This is a genomic window from Pseudorhodoplanes sp., from assembly GCA_032027085.1.
In the GTDB taxonomy this organism is placed as follows: Bacteria; Pseudomonadota; Alphaproteobacteria; order Rhizobiales; family Xanthobacteraceae; genus Pseudorhodoplanes.
In genome coordinates this window covers 3,642,138-3,658,749 of the sequence record JAVSMS010000001.1, presented here as the reverse complement: position 1 = coordinate 3,658,749, position 16,612 = coordinate 3,642,138, and the positions used below count along the sequence as shown (strand labels likewise).

The window sequence follows — 16,612 nt, the reverse complement described above, 5'->3', positions numbered from 1 at the left end:
TGCAAGCTAATGTGCTGAACGCAATGTAGTGGCATTTCGTGCCAACGCCAGCGTCCCGCCCCGAAGGTTCGCCTGCTTGTGCAGCATGCCCATCAAGCGAATTCAAATTCGCACGACCCAGCAAAGCTATGAGTCAGTGTGGTTTGGTTCCGAAATTCGCTTGACGGCTCGCCGTGAGAACGAAGCGAACGTCTGGACCACCATACTAGTGCCGCTGGTGGTGACCGCGATGCGGCGTGCCGCTGGGATAGCCGCGCAATGCGCTGTAGCGGGCGATCTGGTCCGGCGTCAGCACCTCAAGCATCGCCAAGTGGTAGCGCAGATGCGCAGCGCGCAGTTTCGCCTGCGCCTCGCCGATGCGCAGCGTCGCGGCATCGAGGCTGGCCAGCGTGATGCTGCGGCCGGCGAATTGCCGGTCAAGCGCGGCTTCCGCGGCGATCACGTTTTCGCCCAGCGGAATGGTTTCCATTTTCATCGCATCGAACAGGTCTTGCGCGCGGGCGGCCTGCGCTTCGCTGAGATCGAGTTCGCGCCGCAATTCGAAGGCGTGCAGCGGGCCGGGATAACCGTTCAGCTCGGCGGCGAGCGCCAATCCCATCCCGCGGCCGGCGCGCAGGTCGGCGATCTGCTGATCGGACAGCGCCTTCACCGCACGAGTCTGCAAGCCGGCATAAGGTTGCGCGTGCTGGGTCGAGGCCGGGATGGAGAGAGACATCAGGATCGACATTGCGAGAGCAAGACGGGACAGCATGCCATTCATCCTTGCGCTTTGGCTATCGTCGTCATTATAGCCGCTTTCGCGGACAGAAACGGGCACGCACAATAACTTGAACCTTCTGCGCCCGCGCCGCGACCAAGCCCCGGACTGTCTTTTCGGGGGCACCATGAGCATCCTGTCCGGCTGGGGCGCGGTCGCGGCGATCGCATCGATCCTGCTTGCACTGACCGTCGCGACCTGCGTTGCCGCGATGCAAGGACTTGCCAGCACGCTGGCCGTGACGGCCTTGTCGTTTCCGGCCATGTGGCTGCTGGCGAGATATGCGTTCGGCGACGCGTCGGTCTATTTCCCGCAAGGCACATTCTCCGCGGGCGCCGACGGCAAGGACCAGATCATCATCGTCAGCATCCTCTGCACGGTCCTGGGCGGGGTCATCGCCGCGGGATGGCTGGTGTGGCTGATTGCGCGGCTGGATCGCGTCCTGAGCGGGCGGTGAGGCGCGTCACTATCTAGCAAGAATGAAGAAATGATTCCTATGCTTGTTAAGGCAGATGCAGAAATTTGCGGCGATGTCCTCTGCGCGGCGGAGGTCGTTTTTGCGAAGGAACCTGACATTGCGGGAACGATCGGCGGCTGTTTTGCCGGAACGAGGCTCATCGCTCTGCGTTGATGCCAAGATGCGGCCCGACGAGCGGGCGCGAAACTTGGAGGCATGCATGACACCCTTTTCGAAAGGTGCTGTGGCGCTCGTTGTTGCGGGCGCGATGACGGCCGGTGTGATGACAACCGCGTCGGCACGAAGCTGGAAACCTTGGGCGGCCGCGGGCGCAGGCTTTGCAGCCGGCGCGATTGTCGGCTCGGCGCTGACGGCGCCGCGTTATGGCTACGCCTACGGACCAGGCTACGCTTATGCGCCGGCCTATTCGAGCTACGCCTATGCGCCGGGCTATGCGGAACCGGCTTATGACTCGTACGCCTATGCGCCGGGCGTCGCGTATGAATCCACGGTCGTTGTCCCGCGCTATTATTATGGTCAGGGCTACCGCGGTTGCGCGGTGCGCGGCAATTACGGCGGGAAGATCGATTATTGGGCGTGCTGATCCATAAGCACATTCCGATCCAGCGGCCGGGACCTCCCGGCCGCTGGATTTTTGAACGCTGCTTTTTTGAACTATGACTGCGGCCGCAGGTGCAGCAAAGGCTATGACAGCAGCCGCAGGACGAGGAGCAGTAAGAATATTCCGACCAGCCCGCCGATGAAAATGGCGCGGCGCAAAGGCGTGCGCAGAATGATTTCGCCGCCGCGCGCCTTTTGCGCAGGATAAGGCTCGGTTTTCGGTGGCGGCGCCGGCTGCGGCGGACCTTCGCGAACAGGCATGATGCGCTCCCGCTTTTGACGTCAATGAGCGCAGGCCGGAAGAGTTTCATGCCTATCAGTCCGGATCCTTGTTCGGGATTTTCAGCAGCCGGCCGCAGGCCTTGCAGTGGACGGCGTCGGGATCGTGCGTCATCAGGCCGCAATCCGGGCACTGAAACCGCACCTTGCGCGGCCGCAGCACCGCCCGGGCCAGATTGAAGAACAGGGTCACGCCGAAGATCATGATGGCGACCGAGATCAGCCGTCCCAGCGTGCCCTCCAGGGTGATGTCGCCGAAGCCGGTCGTGGTCAGCGCAGTGACGGTGAAATAGAGCGCGTCGACGTAATTCCGGATCCCGGGATTGGTCAGATGCTGGGTCTCGTAGACGAAGCCCGTCATCACGAACAGGAACACGGCGAAATTCGCGACCGCGATGATGACTTCTTCATGCGCGCGGAAATAGGGAAAGTCGGCACGCAGGCGCGACAGCAATTGATAGCTGCGCAGAAGACGCAAGGTACGAAGGATGCGCAGGAAGCCGGCCGGCTCGCCGGTGAGCGGCGCGAGGAACGACACAATGGACGCCGCGTCCGCCCAGGTGACGGGATTCAGAAACTCGCGCAGCGGCCTGTCGCTGATGAGAAGACGTGCGAGGAAATCGGAGAGGATCAACAGACCGAAGATGACGTCGGCAAATTCGATAATGGGGTGGCGGGGAATGAAGGATGTCCCCACGATGAACATCAGCGTGACGATGTCGAAGACCAGCAGGCCGTAACGGAAACGATGCGCCTCGGGGGAACGCCCCTCATACAGGCTCTTCAACCAGTCGCGGAAATGGAGGACCGGGCGTGTGGGCATGGCGACTTTCGAGCGCTGCTCCGGTGGCGTGACACGCCAGCGGGCAGAGCTTTCTATCATGTCTTCTTGCCCCACCTGACCAGAAACTTGGGTTTCCTGTGTTGGCCCGCGGTGCGCGGCGATGCCGCCGTGCCTGACACAATCGTTCCGGGCGCGACCATGTCAGGGGCAGCGTCCGCAGCAGCATCCGCCGTATCCACATCGCGAAACGCATACCAGCGCGCCGCCACTTCCTTGCGAATCTCCTCCGACGTCGCCGGCAGCAGATTGTGATGCAGGCAGACCTGGATGAGGTTGTCGCCTTTGGGACGGAAGGTGCGGGCCCACACCGCGGTGTGCGCCAGCACGGGCGAGGTCGGAAGGATCTCGTCCTCGTAGAAATCGCGCGAGACGAGCACCGCGCTCACATTCTTCAGCCTGACCGGCACCAGAATGGGCGGCAGCGAAGTCCAGATCGAGGTCAGCGTTCTGAAACTGACGGTCTCGATGCCGCGCACCTCCCGCCACGGAATGAACATGTCCTTGCCGAGGCTGGACAGCACAAGTCCCTGCGGCGAGAGCGTGAGCAGCGCCTTGGCGTTCCTGAACAGGCTGAAATGCCCCCAGACGGCGAGGCCGATGCCTGCGAAGCCGAGCAGCCAGCCGCGCAGGTAGTGAGGCTCGTCGGGCGTGGAGGTGGAGATGAACAATACGGCGACCGCGAACATGATGGCGGCCAGGATCAGCATTAGCCTGGCGAGCCGGGAGTCTGTGAAGGTCACAACGCGGCGGACGTCTGCTGTCGGGACGTTCATGCGGCCCCTCCCAAGCGCGAGACGATGGCAAGCTATTCCTGTGCGCTCATCATAGATATTGGTGCCGCGGACCGGCAACCGGGTTCAGGCGCGAGTCGCGCGATCATGTCGTCCATGCTGGCAAATACTTCCTCGGGCTTGCGCGCCCGCAGCGCCTGCGCGGTCGCATAGCCCCAGGTGACAGCGCCGAAGGCAATACCGGCCCTGCGCGCGGCCTCGATGTCGCGGATTTCGTCGCCGATGCAGATCGCGTCGGCCGCCGCGACGCCCGCCAGCTTCAGCACGCGGCGGAATTTTTGCGCCTTGCCGAAGATCGAGGCGCCGCAGGCATAGTGCGAAATCAGCCGCGCATTCTCCGGGCCAAGCGCGCGGCGGACATTCTCCTCGCTGTCGGAGGAGACGATCGCCGTGGCAACGCCTTTGGCGGTGAGCTCCTGCAGCAGGCGATCGACGCCGGGAAAGAGCGGAATCTCGTCGAGCTGGGCGGCTTTAATGCGACGCATGTCGCGCGCGATAATCGGCAGCTTCCAGGCCGGCACCTGAAAGAATTTGACGATCTCACGCGCGCCCTTGCCGCGCACGGTTTCAATCTCATGGTCCTTGATGCGGCGAACGCCGTGCCTGTCGGCGACCACATTCACGATGCGCAGAAACCACGGGAAGCTGTCGGACAAGGTGCCGTCGAGGTCGAAGATGGCGAGTTTGTAAGGCATGGGTGTCAAGGTCATGGGTGATGTGTAACCCGCATGCAGCGAAAGCGGAAAGCGGGCAGAGCGGTCCCGGATTTCGCTGCGCTCCATCCGGGCTACGCTTGCTACGATCATCAATGCTGCCCGCCTTGCCCATTCAGCTTTGCGTGCTGTTCTGCCTCCAAGCGTAGCCGCTCCTTCCATCTGTTCTCCGGCAGGGTATCGCGTACCATTTCCTGCCAAGCCAGCAGCGTATGCCATTCTTCCGCATACTCCTCCACCATCTCCTCGAAGCTGAGGCCAGCCGCTTGCGCGCTGTCCCAACTAAAAAGGAACTCGCGCGCCTCGTAGGGCACCAGCGGCATGAAATGCAGGCAGTGTTTGATGTCGCCGCCGCAAGCGCGGTTGCGCTGACATGAGCGCTTCTCGCAATAGCGCCAGAGGCAATGCATATCGCTCACCCAGCGGCCGAAGACGTCTGTCTTGTCGCCGGAAAACTTGCGCCTGCAGGTGGTGTCGTCTGTCTTGATCATGTCCTGTGATCCTCTTTCTGTGTCGCCTCGCATTCGCGAAGATGACGCTGCCAGCAGGCGCGCGCCATCGCCCGTATTGTTTGAGGCGCCGGGTCCGCCTTCATTCCTTTTCCCTCTCTTCAAAGAGAGGGGGGGATGGCGCGCCGGGCGGCGCAACCTTCCTTAAGTGAGCGATCCTTGCGGATCGCCGCGCCGACCGGCGCACCATCAGCGGCGTCTTCACTGCAACGCCGGGCCGCGCTTCGGCGGGCGATCTCTACGCAACGCTGATCGCCTCGCGGTCAGCCAGCTCCTGGCAGAGGCCCAATAGTGGCCTCGGGCGGAGCCCCGGCGTGGCCCGAGTGCGAGCTTGCGAGGCTCGCCCGCGGGCGCCGCACCGGCCGAGGGCGGGAATTGCCCGCCGCCGTCCAGAAAGGCTGCGCCCCCGCATCTCCGGCGGCGCCCCTTCCTTCGTCCCGCCTGCGCAACGCCTCGCGACAAGCGCCCCTCAAGCGGACGAGGTGGATACAGATTATAGTCCTATAGGAATATTGTCAAGGGTGGGCCGGCGATTTTTGCCCGACGAAATCCGGATCGTCCATCGAGGCTGCGCTTGCCAGAAGAACGGCTTTGGCGCGCTGTGCTTGCAGTGCGTGGCGATCAGCCGCAAGCGCGCTGGCTCCGATCGAAATCGCCCGGCAGCGGAATCTGCACGGTCCGCTGATCATGCGAGTCTCGTAGCCCGCATGAAGCGCAGCGGAATGCGGGCAGAGCGGTCCCGGATTTCGCTGCGCTCCATCCGGGCTACGCTTTTGCTTCGTGCGCTGCTCTGCCTCCAAGCGTTATGTCTTGTCCCACTTGATCTGGAATTCGATTTCCTCGCCGTCCTCGCCGCGCTCGTGCTCGATATTGAAGCGCGCGCGCACCGGCACATAGACGCGCTCCCCGGCGATCTGGATATCGAAACGCTCGCCTTTCTCCAGCGCGTCGGCCAGCCGGCGGAGCTTCTCGATGAAGTCGGGGAGGGGATAGTCCTTTTCGATGTCGCGCACGGGTTTCATGTGGCCTCTCTGCGATGATGATGATGGCAGATGGCGCGTGCCTGCATCGGCGGCAAGGGGTGCTTGTCAGAGCGGGCGTTTATTTCGGATGAAAGCCGCCGAAGATGCGCGGGCCTCGCGCGGGTTTTTGATCGACGGGCTTGGCATCACGGACGCCCGCCAGCACGGCTTGGCCGCCTCGCGCAATTCGATCGCCGTGGCCGGCAGCGGGTGAGCCCGGCGACGCGGCGCGATTGATCCCCCGGATTTCGTTGCCCTCAATCCGGGCAACGAGGCCGAGTCGACTTTTTTGGCATCCCGCGAAAACGGGGACTGCGCTCAAGCCGCTCGTGATGTCTGCGGCGGGTGGCGGCGGGTAGCGGCCGCTTGCCGGAACGACACGAGTTGCTTGCGATCTTCATCCCACAGCGCTAGCCGCACGCAGGCAAAGCTTTCCAGCAAGGTAAGGCGGCCGATCTCGCGCAGTTCCGGATGGTCCTGCAGCACCTTCGGCAGGCGGTAATAGGGAATGCGGCTGCACAGATGATGAACGTGATGGATGCCGATATTGGCGGTGAACCAGCGCAGCACGGCCGGCAGATCGTAATACGACGAGCCGTGCAGGGCCGCTTCGTGCAGATCCCAGTCCTTGTTCCCGCTCCAGGAGGTCTCCTCGAACTGGTGCTGGACATAGAACAGCCAGACGCCAAGCGAGGCAGCGATCAGGATGATGGGGAGGTGAATCAGCAGGAAGGCCTGCAGCCCGATGAACCAAATCAGCGTCGCCGCGATCAGCGCCAAAGCGGCATTGGTCGCCATGGTGCTGATCCAGGGCTGCCAGCCGCCGCGCATCAGGCCGACCGGCAGGCGGTGCTGCAGCAGGAACAGATAGGCGGGACCGATGCCGAACATCACCAGCGGATGCCGGTACAGCCGGTATTGCAGCCGGCCCCAGAAGGAGCGGGCGAGATATTCGCGCACCGTGAGGGTGTCGATGTCACCCATGCCGCGGCGATCGAGATTGCCGGAAGTGGCGTGATGCATGGAATGCGTGCGGCGCCAGAAATCATACGGTGTCATGGTGAGGACGCCGATGACGCGGCCGATCCAGTCATTCACCTGCTTGTGCGGGAAGAAGGCGCCGTGTCCGCAATCGTGCTGGATCATGAACAGCCGCACCAGAAAGCCGGCCGCCGGCACGGCGATCAGCAAGGCGAGCCAGTAGCCGACAAAATGCAGCGCCGCCCACATCGCAGTCCACAAGACCGCGAGCGGCAGCAGCGTGATCGCAAGTTCGATCAGGCTGCGCGCGCCATTCGGCTCGCGATAGCGGTTGAGGATGCGGGTCCAGTTGCGTGCATCGGAAGTGGACAGGTCTGGCGCGCCAGGCGCGCCAGCCGTTTTCAGTTCGCTTGTGTCAGTCAAAAAAATGTTCCGTTCTGGCCGATGCTGCTCGCACCGGCATTGCGCCGCCCGCGCTTTTGATGAGGGGAGTTCGAAACAAACCTAGCACACCAGCGGGGCCAATGGGGTTTTTAATTCGCCAGTGTTTTCAGGCGAATGCGCTCAACCCGAGCTTCGCAGCGACTTATTTCCGCCGGAAGCCGCCGAAGATGCGCGGGCCGCGCGTGGGCTTCTGATCGGCGGGCTTGGCATTGCGGAACGCCTTCCAGCGCCATTCCGCCGCCTCGCGCAATTCGGCCGCCGTTGCCGGCAGCGACGCGTGGTGGAGTGCGACCTGCACCACGTTGCCCTTGGGGACAAAAATGAACTCCCAGCCGGGGCCGCGCACCAGCCAGGAATTGATGTGGATGTGCTGGTCATAGAAGGCGCGCGAGATCAGCGCCACGGTGACGCCGGTCACGAGGATCCTCCTGCCACGCCAGGTGCCGGTGATGTCGGCCGTCTCGACGCCTTTCACCTCGTGCCAGGGGATGAAGAAGGTCTTCACCATATCGACGTGGATCTGCATGCCGCTGGGGGACAGCACCAGCATCGCCCTGGGCCGCAGCCAGCGGTGGAGACCATAGAGGGTGCCACCGGCGCCAAGCACGAGACCGACATAAGCCATCGACCATTGGAGCCGGCTGAAGTCGGACGGCTGCAGCCAGACGATCGCGCCGCAGGCCGCGAACAAGGTGAGGGCGAGCCGCAGGTAGTAGCGGCCGACCTTGCCGCTGCCATAGGACAGCGTCTTCTGAACGTCGGTCACCTTGCCGAGCAGGTCGGTCATGCAGCCCCCCATCTGCGGCGCATGTCAGCCGCGATTAAAGGCGTGTATTTCGGTTTCGTCTATCGGAGAGAGGCGGAGGTTCAGCCCCTGATGAGCGCGTCATAATCCGCATGCGAGCCGATCCAGAACCAGAGCAGGCCGTCATTGACCTCGACGGCCAGTGCTCGGTGGCGGAGGCCGACGCGCACCGACCAGTAGCGGCCGACCTTCTTAGATGCAGCGACGGGTGGTGCGGATCGCTCTTCAGGAGGGCGTAGTTCTTGTCGGCCAGTTCGCGGACGTTGCCGGGGAGCTTCGCATAGGCATCCCAGAAGGCCGGACTGGCGAAATGCCTCATAGCTCGCGCGCGCGGCCTTTGCGGAAATCGGCAAGCGCCTGTTCGGCCAGCGCGTCGAGCCGCCCGCCAGCCGCGTCGCGCGCGATCTTCTCGTCGAAGCGCGCGGCGTCGAATTCCGCAAACCAGGCGCGAAATTTTGCAAGCTCGTCAGGGGCGAGCGTGGCGATGGCTTTCTCGATGTCTTCGAGTTTGGTCATAGAAAATTTCTAGCACATTCCCTCTGCATCGTCATGGCCGGGCATAGCCGTCGAAGACGGCGTCGTTGACGCCTTATGTCCCGGCCATCCCGCTTAGGGGCGCAGTGCCCGCCTAAGCGGGATGCATCGAAACTCGCATCTATGCGAGTTTCGGATGTTACGCGCGCAAGTCGGGTAAACCCGACTTGCGATCAAGCGCGGGCATGACGAGGAGAGTGGAGGGGTGCGCCGCATCACGCGCGGCGGCCGCGCTATTTCCGCCGGAAGCCGCCGAAGATGCGCGGGCCGGTAACCGGCACCGGCTTCCTGTCGCGGAACGCCTTCCAGCGCCATTCCACCGCCTCGCGCAATTCGGCGGCGCTCGCGTCCAGCATCTGGTGATGCAGGGCGACCTGCACCATGTCGCCTTTCGGCACATAGAGCATGTGCCAGGCCGGGCCACGGCCGAGCCACGAGCCGACATGGACGTGGCGGTCGTAGAAGGCGCGCGTGACCAGCACCACGGTCACGTTGGTCAGGTGATGGAAGTCGCGGCCGACCTTGCCGCTGATGTCGATCGAATCCACTCCGCGCACCTCGTGCCAGGGGATGTTGATGGTCTTCACGAAGTCGAGATACTGGCGGATACCCTGCGGCGAGATCACCATGGCGGGCGTCGGCGGCGCCAGCCATTTCACGAGGCCGTAGATCGCGAGCGGAAGGCCGAGCACCAGGCCGGCGCCCGCGATCAGCCAGTCGAGTGGCGAGTCCAGCCCGAGCAAGACCAGCACGCCGCACAACGCGAGCGCCAGAAGCCCGTGCCGCAAAGCGCTCTTGCCCATCTTCCGGCCGCCATAGGCCAGGGTCTGGTTGACGTCGGTGACCTTGCCGAGCACGTCGGTCATGCAGCCCCCCATCCGCGGCGCATGTCAGCCGCGATTAAAGGCGTGTATTTCGGTTTCGTCTATCGGAGAGAGGCGGAGGTTCAGGCGGCGCCGGTCCGGCATCATGCGGTGCCGCGTACGGCCCATGCCCGCGCGGTGAGGGGGATGTTGCCGTTGCCGTCCGCCGGCAGCGATGCGCGCAGCCGCTCGCGCAAGGCGTCGCGGCCGGCCTCCGGCAGCTTCATGCAATAGCCGGGCGCCGGCCCCTGGCCGCCGAGGAACGGCGACCAGTAATCATCGAAATCCGCGAACACGGTCGGAATGTCGATGGCGGTGACCGCGACATCGGACAGGCCCGCGCCCGCGAACAGCGCGTTCAGCGCGTCGGGGCGGCAAAGGGGAAAGCGCAGCCCCTCGTCGAGCCCGCGCGCGGCGGGGTCGAGCGCGATCGCCGCATCCCAGAAGCGGCGCATCAGCTCCATGCCCTGCTCGTAGTCCCACACATAGGCGGCGACCGTGCCGCTGGGGCGCGTGGCGCGGCGCATCTCGGCCACGGCCTGTTGCTGATCGGGAACGAAGTTCAGCACAAGGCCGGACACGGCGGCGTCGAATTCATCGTTCGCCACCGGCAGCTCGCGCGCGTCGCCGGTGCGGAACGAGGCGCGCGGATCGGCGACATGGGCTTCCGCATGCGCGACGAAACCGTCGGAGGAATCGACGCCGACAATGCGCGCAGGATCGTTGTGCTGGAGAATGCGCTGGCTGAGCGCGCCGGTGCCGCAGCCGATATCGAGCCAGTCCTTGCCGGAGGGAATTGCGAGCCATTGCAGGAACTGGTCGGCAACCGGGCGGCTCCAGCGCCCGACATAGCGCTCATACGCCTCGCCCTGCGCCCAGACGTCGTGACGTGCGGTGTCGGTCATGGGCCGCCCTTTCGGAGCCTGGTCCCGTTGACGTCAGTATTGCATCTTTTCCGAACGCGCGGGAGGTAGCGCAACGCCTGCGGCGCCAATGTCGCGTGCTTGCGCCGCGCCTGTGACGGGCGGATCAGCCAGTTGCAGGCGGTGATGGAGAAGGGGCCGATTTATGTGTCACACCGGTTATTCAAGGAGCCGCAGGAATGATCGGCCACGCACGTAATCCCAGTGTGTCGGTGTGGAAAGCGATGGCCTAGGAACCAAGCGACCCGGAAGCCGGTTTTGAGGTAGTAGTCCAACTCCGTTGACGAGAATCAAAGGAATTTTGACTAAACTGAAATTAGCGGTATACTTAGGATAACGATCCTAATTCGTGCGGTTTTCAGGAGGGCTCTATGACGCGGCTCATGGAACGGGTTGACTCGGCTGCAACTAGAGGTGCTAAAAAAGAGGCATTGCAAGCGCGTTCCTCGTCAATCAAAGTTTCTGAGTCTGGCGGTCAATCCAAACAAACAATCTCTGTTTCCCATGGGGCGAAAGCAGGAGAAATCACGATCCGCGGCCCCAAAGGGCGGTAACGGGGCGTGGAAGCCGCTTTACACTGAGAAAGATATTCAGCGGATTGCTGCGGCGAGCCTAGGGCGTGACCTTGCTCCGGAGTTGTATCGGAGCGAATTTCGTCGCGACTATGCACGACTCATCCATTGTCCGAGCTTTCGGCGACTCCAAGGAAAGGCCCAGCTCTTTCCTTGCCAAGAAAACGATTTTTTCCGCAATCGCCTCACTCATTCTCTCGAGGTGGCTCAAATAGCAAAATCGATTGCGATACGATTAAACGACATTAACCCCTACTTTAAGCAGCACAACATAAACACCGACTTGGTTGAGTTTGCTGGATTAGCTCACGATATTGGACACCCACCGTTCGGGCATAACGGCGAACATGAGCTTGACCAAGAGATGCTTGAGTATGGTGGCTTTGAAGGTAATGCACAGACACTGCGCATTCTCAGCAGACTCGAGAAGAAGCAAACGTTGACGTATCCTCACGAGGACGACGTACCAGTCGCTGTCGTCGCTGGCGTTGACAATCGATGTGGACTGAACGTCACGTATCGATCGCTTGCTTCCATACTGAAGTATGATCACCAAATTCCGAGAAATCTAGATGCGCTGACCTGCCTCCGGTTTTCTGGACTGCGCTAAGCTGGAAAATTCCAGTTTTGCGGCAACGGCCGGAGGACGGAGCGAACCATGAAGAGATCGAAGTTTTCGGAGGCGCAGATTGCCTTCGTGCTGAAGCAGGCGGAGGACGGCACCGCGATCGGCGAAGTCTGCCGGAAGGCAGGGATCTCCGAAGCCACGTTCTACAACTGGCGTAAGAAGTATGCCGGTCTGATGCCCTCGGAGATGAAGCGCCTGCGTCAGCTCGAGGATGAGAACGGCAAGCTCAAGAAGCTGGTCGCCGACCTGTCGCTTGATCGCGCCATGCTGCAGGATGTTCTTCGCCGCAAACTATGAAGCCTGCCCGGCGTCGGCAGTTGGTCGATCATGCGCGATCGACCTGGAAGGTCTCGATCCGTCGCGCCTGTTCAGTCCTGGTGACGGAGCCCTCGACCTACCACTACAAGAGCCGCCGCGCTGGGCAGGCGCCCCTTTGCCACCGGATGAAGGAGATCGCCGCAACACGGGTGCGCTACGGCTACCGGCGGATTCATGTGCTGCTGCGGCGTGAGGGCTGGCCGGTGAACGCCAAGCGCGTCTATCGGCTGTATCGCGAGATGGGCCTGCAATTGCGCAACAAAACGCCCAGGCGCCGGGTCAAGGCCAGGCTGCGAGACGACCGTCAGCCAGCGACCCGCTCGAACGAGATCTGGGCGATGGACTTCGTGCACGATCAACTCGCCACCGGCCGCAAGTTGCGCGTGCTCACCATCGTGGACACGTTCTCCCGGTTTTCGCCGGCGACGGAAGTGCGCTTCAACTTTCGCGGTGCCGATGTTGTCGAGGTGCTTGAACGTGTCGGCCGCCAGCTTGGCTATCCAAAGGCCATCCGGGTCGACCAGGGCAGCGAGTTCGTCTCGCGCGATCTCGATCTCTGGGCCTACCAGCGTGACGTCACGCTCGACTTCTCCCGGCCAGGCAAGCCCACCGACAACGCATTCATCGAGTCGTTCAACGGCAAGTTCCGGAGCGAGTGTCTGAACGCACACTGGTTCATGAGCCTCGACGATGCGCAGCGAAAATGCGAGGCTTGGCGTAGACACTACAACGAGGAGCGACCACACAGCGCGATCGGCAACCGACCGCCGATCGACGTGCTGAATCGATCAGCGGCGCACGGCCCGCCACTGGTCGAACAGGCTGGAAATTCCCCAGCCGCGTGATCCAAAGACGGGGTGCAGCTCACAGCGATGTCGAAGCCAGTGCTTTCGGTCGGAGCTTTCATCGCGGTCGAGATATTGAAGAATCTGTCGTTTGAAGCTGTAATAATGTCTTCTCGACTGAAGTCAGCTGAAAATCGCGGGCAATCAATCGTCAAGCAAATATTTGAGCAGCTAATTGCTGACGACGGTTATCTTCTGATGCCAGAAGATTGGCGAGATCTCGTCGAATTCGGAAACGACAATACGCCGTGGAAGCGCCGAATGATTTCAGACTACATTGCTGGAATGACTGATGCTTATTGCGTCGAGTTTTACGAGAGAATCTTAGGAAGGTCGGCGCCGTCAATTCAAAAACAGCACTAACTCTCACTCCGCCGCCTCGATCCGTTTCTTCTTCGGGCCGCCGCGCGCGAGCACGGGCTTGAGAAACGCACCCGTATAGCTGCGCTTTTCCTTCGCCACGTCTTCCGGCGGGCCGGCCACCACGATCTCGCCGCCGCCGTCGCCGCCTTCGGGGCCGAGATCGAGAATCCAGTCCGCGGTCTTGATCACCTCGAGATTGTGCTCGATGACGACGACCGAGTTGCCGCTCGCGACCAGCTCGTGCAGCACGTCGAGGAGCTTGGCCACGTCGTGGAAATGCAGGCCCGTGGTCGGCTCGTCGAGAATGTAGAGCGTGCGGCCGGTGGCGCGCTTGGACAATTCCTTGGCGAGCTTGATGCGCTGCGCCTCGCCGCCCGACAAGGTGGTCGCCTGCTGGCCGACATGGATGTAGCCCAGCCCCACGCGCTGCAGCGTGGTGAGGATGTCGCGGATGCGCGGCACCGCCTTGAAGAACTCGGCGGCCTCGTCCACCGTCATGTCGAGAATGTCGGCGATGGATTTCTGCTTGAAGGTGACTTCCAGCGTCTCGCGGTTGTAGCGCTTGCCCTTGCAGGTCTCGCAGGTGACGTAGACGTCGGGCAGAAAGTGCATCTCGATCTTGATCACGCCGTCGCCCTGGCAGGCCTCGCAGCGGCCGCCCTTGACGTTGAAGCTGAAACGCCCCGGCTCGTAGCCGCGCGCTTTTGACTCCGGCAGGCCGGCGAACCATTCGCGGATCGGCGTGAACGCGCCGGTATAGGTCGCGGGATTGGAGCGCGGGGTGCGGCCGATCGGCGACTGGTCGATGTCGATGACCTTGTCGAGATGCTCCAGCCCCTCGATGCGGTCGTGCGGGGCGGGCGCGTCACTGGCGCCGTTGAGCTTGCGCGCGATCGCCTTGTAGAGCGTGTCGACCAGGAGCGTCGACTTGCCGCCGCCGGACACGCCGGTGACGCAGGTGAACAGGCCGAGCGGGATGTCGGCGGTGACATTCTTCAGGTTGTTGCCGCGCGCATTGACGACCTTCAGGGTGCGGCGCGGGTTCGGCGCGCGCCGCTCCGGCACGTCGATGCCGAGCTCGCCGGTGAGGTAGCGGCCGGTGAGCGAATGCTTGTCGGCCATGACGTCGCCGGGCGCGCCCTGCGCGACGATGCGCCCGCCATGCACGCCGGCGCCGGGGCCGACATCGACCACGTAATCGGCGAGGCGGATGGCGTCCTCGTCATGCTCGACCACGATCACGGTGTTGCCGAGATCGCGCAGGCGCTTGAGCGTTTCCAGGAGCCGCGCATTGTCGCGCTGGTGCAGGCCGATGGAGGGCTCGTCCAGCACATAGAGCACGCCGGTGAGGCCGGAGCCGATCTGCGAGGCAAGCCGGATGCGCTGGCTCTCGCCGCCCGACAGCGTGCCGGAGGCGCGGGCGAGGGTGAGATATTCGAGGCCGACATCGACCAGGAATTTCAGCCGCTCGCGGATTTCCTTCAGGATGCGCGGAGCGATCTCGTTCTGCTGCCTGGTCAGCGTCTTCGGAACGTTCTCGAACCAGGCGGCCGCGCGGCGGATGCTCATCTGCGCGACCTCGCCGATATGCAGCTTGTCGATCTTCACGCAGAGCGCTTCCGGCTTGAGGCGATGGCCGGCGCAGGCGTCGCAGGGCACGTCGGTGAAATATTTCGCCAGCTCCTCGCGCGCCCAGTCGCTTTCGGTCTCGCGGAAGCGGCGTTCCAGATTGGTCACCACGCCCTCGAACGGCTTCTTCGTGGTGTAGGAGCGCATGCCGTCGTCATAGGTGAACTTGATCTCGTCATCGCCGGAGCCGAACAGGATCGCGTTCTGCGTCTTCTTCGGCAGCGCCTTCCATTTGGTGTCGAGGGTGAACTTGTAGTGCTTGGCGAGCGCCTCCAGCGTCTGCAGGTAATAAGGCGAGGAGGAGCGCGACCACGGCGCGATCGCGCCCTTGCGCAGGGTCGCGTCCTTGTCGGGGATGACGAGGTCGGCGTCGATATCCTGCTCGACGCCGAGGCCGCCGCATTTCGGGCAGGCGCCGAACGGGTTGTTGAAGGAGAAGAGTCTGGGCTCGATCTCGGCAATGGTGAAGCCGGAGACCGGGCAGGCGAATTTCTCCGAGAAGATCAGGCGCTCCTCGAGATGGGCGCCCTTGAGGAGCTTGCGCGTGCCCTTACCCTCCCCTGAAAGGGGAGGGTCGGCGCGCAGCGCCGGGGAGGGGTCATCATCCTGACCCCCACCCGACCGCTTCGCGGTCGACCTCCCCCTTTCAGGGGGAGGTGAGGATAGTGCCGCCGCTTGCGCCGGGTCGGCGAACTCCGCCACCGCCATGCCTTCGGCGAGATGCAAAGCCGTCTCGAACGACTCCGCCAGCCGCTGCTTGATGTCGGCGCGCACGACGATGCGGTCCACCACCACGTCGATATTGTGCTTGAACTTCTTGTCGAGCGCGGGGGCCTCGGCGATCTCGTAATACTTGCCGTCGATCTTCAGCCGCTGGAAGCCGCGCTTCATCCAGTCGGCGATCTCCTTCCTGTATTCGCCCTTCCGGTCCTGCACGACCGGCGCCAGAATGTAGAGCCGCGTGCCCTCCGGCAGCGCCAGCACGCGGTCGACCATCTGCGAGACGGTCTGGCTTTCAATGGGAAGGCCGGTGGCCGGCGAATAGGGCACGCCGATCCGCGCCCATAACAGGCGCATGTAGTCGTAGATCTCGGTGACGGTGCCGACGGTCGAGCGCGGATTCTTCGAGGTGGTCTTCTGCTCGATGGAGATGGCGGGCGAGAGGCCGTCGATCTGGTCGACGTCCGGCTTCTGCATCATTTCCAGGAATTGCCGGGCATAGGCGGAGAGCGACTCGACGTAGCGGCGCTGGCCCTCGGCATAGATGGTGTCGAAGGCGAGCGAGGACTTGCCGGAGCCGGAGAGACCCGTGAACACCACGAGGCTGTCGCGCGGGATGTCGAGGTCGACATTCTTCAGGTTGTGCTCGCGCGCGCCGCGGATCGAGATGACGCGGCTGTCGGGGCGGGCAGGCTTCTTCTTGTCGAACAGGTCGTTCATGGACGCGGCCAATTCCGGGGCATATCGAGATCAACGCGGTGCTCCGGCCGGCACGGCGCCACAAGACTCGGATGGTTTGATGACTGGTGCGGTGGTTCGGACATTCGCTCCGTTCTCGCGGCGCCCCCCTGTGAGCGAATGTCCGAACCAGACCACACCAGAATCAAAGGTTTGCTGGTGTCCTTTGATCCCGAAATTCGCCCCCGCGCTCGCGGCAAACGCGTGTGAACTCCGGAATCCGGACACCGGAACGTAATGAGAACGGAAGCGGGAC

19 protein-coding genes and 1 pseudogene are annotated in these 16,612 nt (G+C 63.0%); 6 read left to right on the top strand and 14 right to left on the bottom strand.

The genetic code is table 11. The features are described 5' to 3' along the window. Positions 1 to 205: 205 nt before the first annotated feature. Complete coding sequence (locus RO009_17685) at positions 206 to 751, bottom strand: Spy/CpxP family protein refolding chaperone (protein MDT3686865.1); 546 nt, start codon at positions 749 to 751, stop codon at positions 206 to 208. Between the two features lie 133 nt (positions 752 to 884). Between RO009_17685 and RO009_17680 the strand changes: the two genes are divergently transcribed. Further along, complete coding sequence (locus tag RO009_17680) at positions 885 to 1,214, top strand: hypothetical protein (GenBank protein ID MDT3686864.1); 330 nt, start codon at positions 885 to 887, stop codon at positions 1,212 to 1,214. Between the two features lie 220 nt (positions 1,215 to 1,434). Next, entirely contained in the window at positions 1,435 to 1,818 is a 384-nt protein-coding gene (locus tag RO009_17675) for a hypothetical protein (GenBank protein ID MDT3686863.1), read from the top strand. 101 nt (positions 1,819 to 1,919) lie between these two features. Here the strand turns inward: RO009_17675 and RO009_17670 are convergent, their stop codons facing one another. From RO009_17670 to RO009_17645, 6 genes are all read right to left on the bottom strand, one after another. Further along, on the bottom strand, positions 1,920 to 2,096 hold the full coding sequence (locus tag RO009_17670) for a hypothetical protein (protein MDT3686862.1): 177 nt from the start codon (positions 2,094 to 2,096) through the stop codon (positions 1,920 to 1,922). A gap of 55 nt (positions 2,097 to 2,151) precedes the next feature. After that, a complete protein-coding gene (locus RO009_17665) occupies positions 2,152 to 2,937 on the bottom strand; it encodes an ion channel (protein ID MDT3686861.1) in 786 nt (261 codons plus the stop codon). Between the two features lie 56 nt (positions 2,938 to 2,993). After that, a complete protein-coding gene (locus RO009_17660; GenBank protein MDT3686860.1) occupies positions 2,994 to 3,731 on the bottom strand; it encodes a hypothetical protein in 738 nt (245 codons plus the stop codon). Positions 3,732 to 3,763: 32 nt separating this feature from the next. Next, entirely contained in the window at positions 3,764 to 4,459 is a 696-nt protein-coding gene (locus tag RO009_17655; GenBank protein MDT3686859.1) for an HAD hydrolase-like protein, read from the bottom strand. Between the two features lie 95 nt (positions 4,460 to 4,554). After that, complete coding sequence (locus RO009_17650) at positions 4,555 to 4,953, bottom strand: hypothetical protein (GenBank protein MDT3686858.1); 399 nt, start codon at positions 4,951 to 4,953, stop codon at positions 4,555 to 4,557. An 821-nt stretch (positions 4,954 to 5,774) separates the two neighbouring features. Beyond that, the gene (locus RO009_17645) at positions 5,775 to 5,993 is read right to left on the bottom strand and encodes an amphi-Trp domain-containing protein (GenBank protein ID MDT3686857.1); all 219 of its coding nucleotides are present in this window, start codon (positions 5,991 to 5,993) and stop codon (positions 5,775 to 5,777) included. 88 nt (positions 5,994 to 6,081) lie between these two features. On the opposite strand from RO009_17645, the gene RO009_17640 reads away from it, so the two are divergent. Beyond that, on the top strand, positions 6,082 to 6,207 hold the full coding sequence (locus RO009_17640; GenBank protein ID MDT3686856.1) for a hypothetical protein: 126 nt from the start codon (positions 6,082 to 6,084) through the stop codon (positions 6,205 to 6,207). Positions 6,208 to 6,311: 104 nt separating this feature from the next. Here the strand turns inward: RO009_17640 and RO009_17635 are convergent, their stop codons facing one another. The 6 genes and pseudogenes from RO009_17635 to RO009_17610 form a co-directional block, all read right to left on the bottom strand. Further along, entirely contained in the window at positions 6,312 to 7,397 is a 1,086-nt protein-coding gene (locus tag RO009_17635) for a fatty acid desaturase (protein ID MDT3686855.1), read from the bottom strand. Positions 7,398 to 7,560: 163 nt separating this feature from the next. Then, positions 7,561 to 8,205, bottom strand: coding sequence for a hypothetical protein (locus RO009_17630; GenBank protein ID MDT3686854.1), 645 nt, complete (start codon positions 8,203 to 8,205; stop codon positions 7,561 to 7,563). Between the two features lie 80 nt (positions 8,206 to 8,285). Then, positions 8,286 to 8,542, bottom strand: a pseudogene (locus RO009_17625) (hypothetical protein). After that, positions 8,539 to 8,739 (bottom strand): hypothetical protein, encoded by a 201-nt coding sequence (locus RO009_17620; protein MDT3686853.1) that lies wholly within the window; start codon positions 8,737 to 8,739, stop codon positions 8,539 to 8,541. Before RO009_17620 ends, RO009_17625 begins: the two are co-directional and overlap by 4 nt. 251 nt (positions 8,740 to 8,990) lie before the next feature. Continuing rightward, the gene (locus RO009_17615) at positions 8,991 to 9,623 is read right to left on the bottom strand and encodes a hypothetical protein (GenBank protein ID MDT3686852.1); all 633 of its coding nucleotides are present in this window, start codon (positions 9,621 to 9,623) and stop codon (positions 8,991 to 8,993) included. A gap of 101 nt (positions 9,624 to 9,724) precedes the next feature. After that, positions 9,725 to 10,525, bottom strand: a complete 801-nt coding sequence (locus tag RO009_17610) for a methyltransferase domain-containing protein (protein ID MDT3686851.1) — start codon at positions 10,523 to 10,525, stop codon at positions 9,725 to 9,727. A gap of 522 nt (positions 10,526 to 11,047) precedes the next feature. Between RO009_17610 and dgt the strand changes: the two genes are divergently transcribed. The 3 genes from dgt to RO009_17595 all read left to right on the top strand — a co-directional run bounded on the left by dgt (position 11,048) and on the right by RO009_17595 (position 13,269). After that, positions 11,048 to 11,725: a dNTP triphosphohydrolase gene (gene dgt, locus RO009_17605; GenBank protein ID MDT3686850.1), complete on the top strand. Its 678-nt coding sequence runs from the start codon at positions 11,048 to 11,050 to the stop codon at positions 11,723 to 11,725. Positions 11,726 to 11,773: 48 nt separating this feature from the next. Beyond that, positions 11,774 to 12,906 (top strand): IS3 family transposase gene (locus RO009_17600; GenBank protein ID MDT3686849.1). Its coding sequence is split into 2 segments (ribosomal slippage): positions 11,774 to 12,035 and positions 12,035 to 12,906, totalling 1,134 coding nucleotides; the frame shifts between segments, so codons are not numbered across the junction. 27 nt (positions 12,907 to 12,933) lie between these two features. Then, entirely contained in the window at positions 12,934 to 13,269 is a 336-nt protein-coding gene (locus RO009_17595) for a hypothetical protein (GenBank protein ID MDT3686848.1), read from the top strand. A 3-nt stretch (positions 13,270 to 13,272) separates the two neighbouring features. Here the strand turns inward: RO009_17595 and uvrA are convergent, their stop codons facing one another. Then, a complete protein-coding gene (gene uvrA, locus RO009_17590) occupies positions 13,273 to 16,338 on the bottom strand; it encodes an excinuclease ABC subunit UvrA (protein MDT3686847.1) in 3,066 nt (1,021 codons plus the stop codon). Positions 16,339 to 16,612 lie beyond the last annotated feature (274 nt).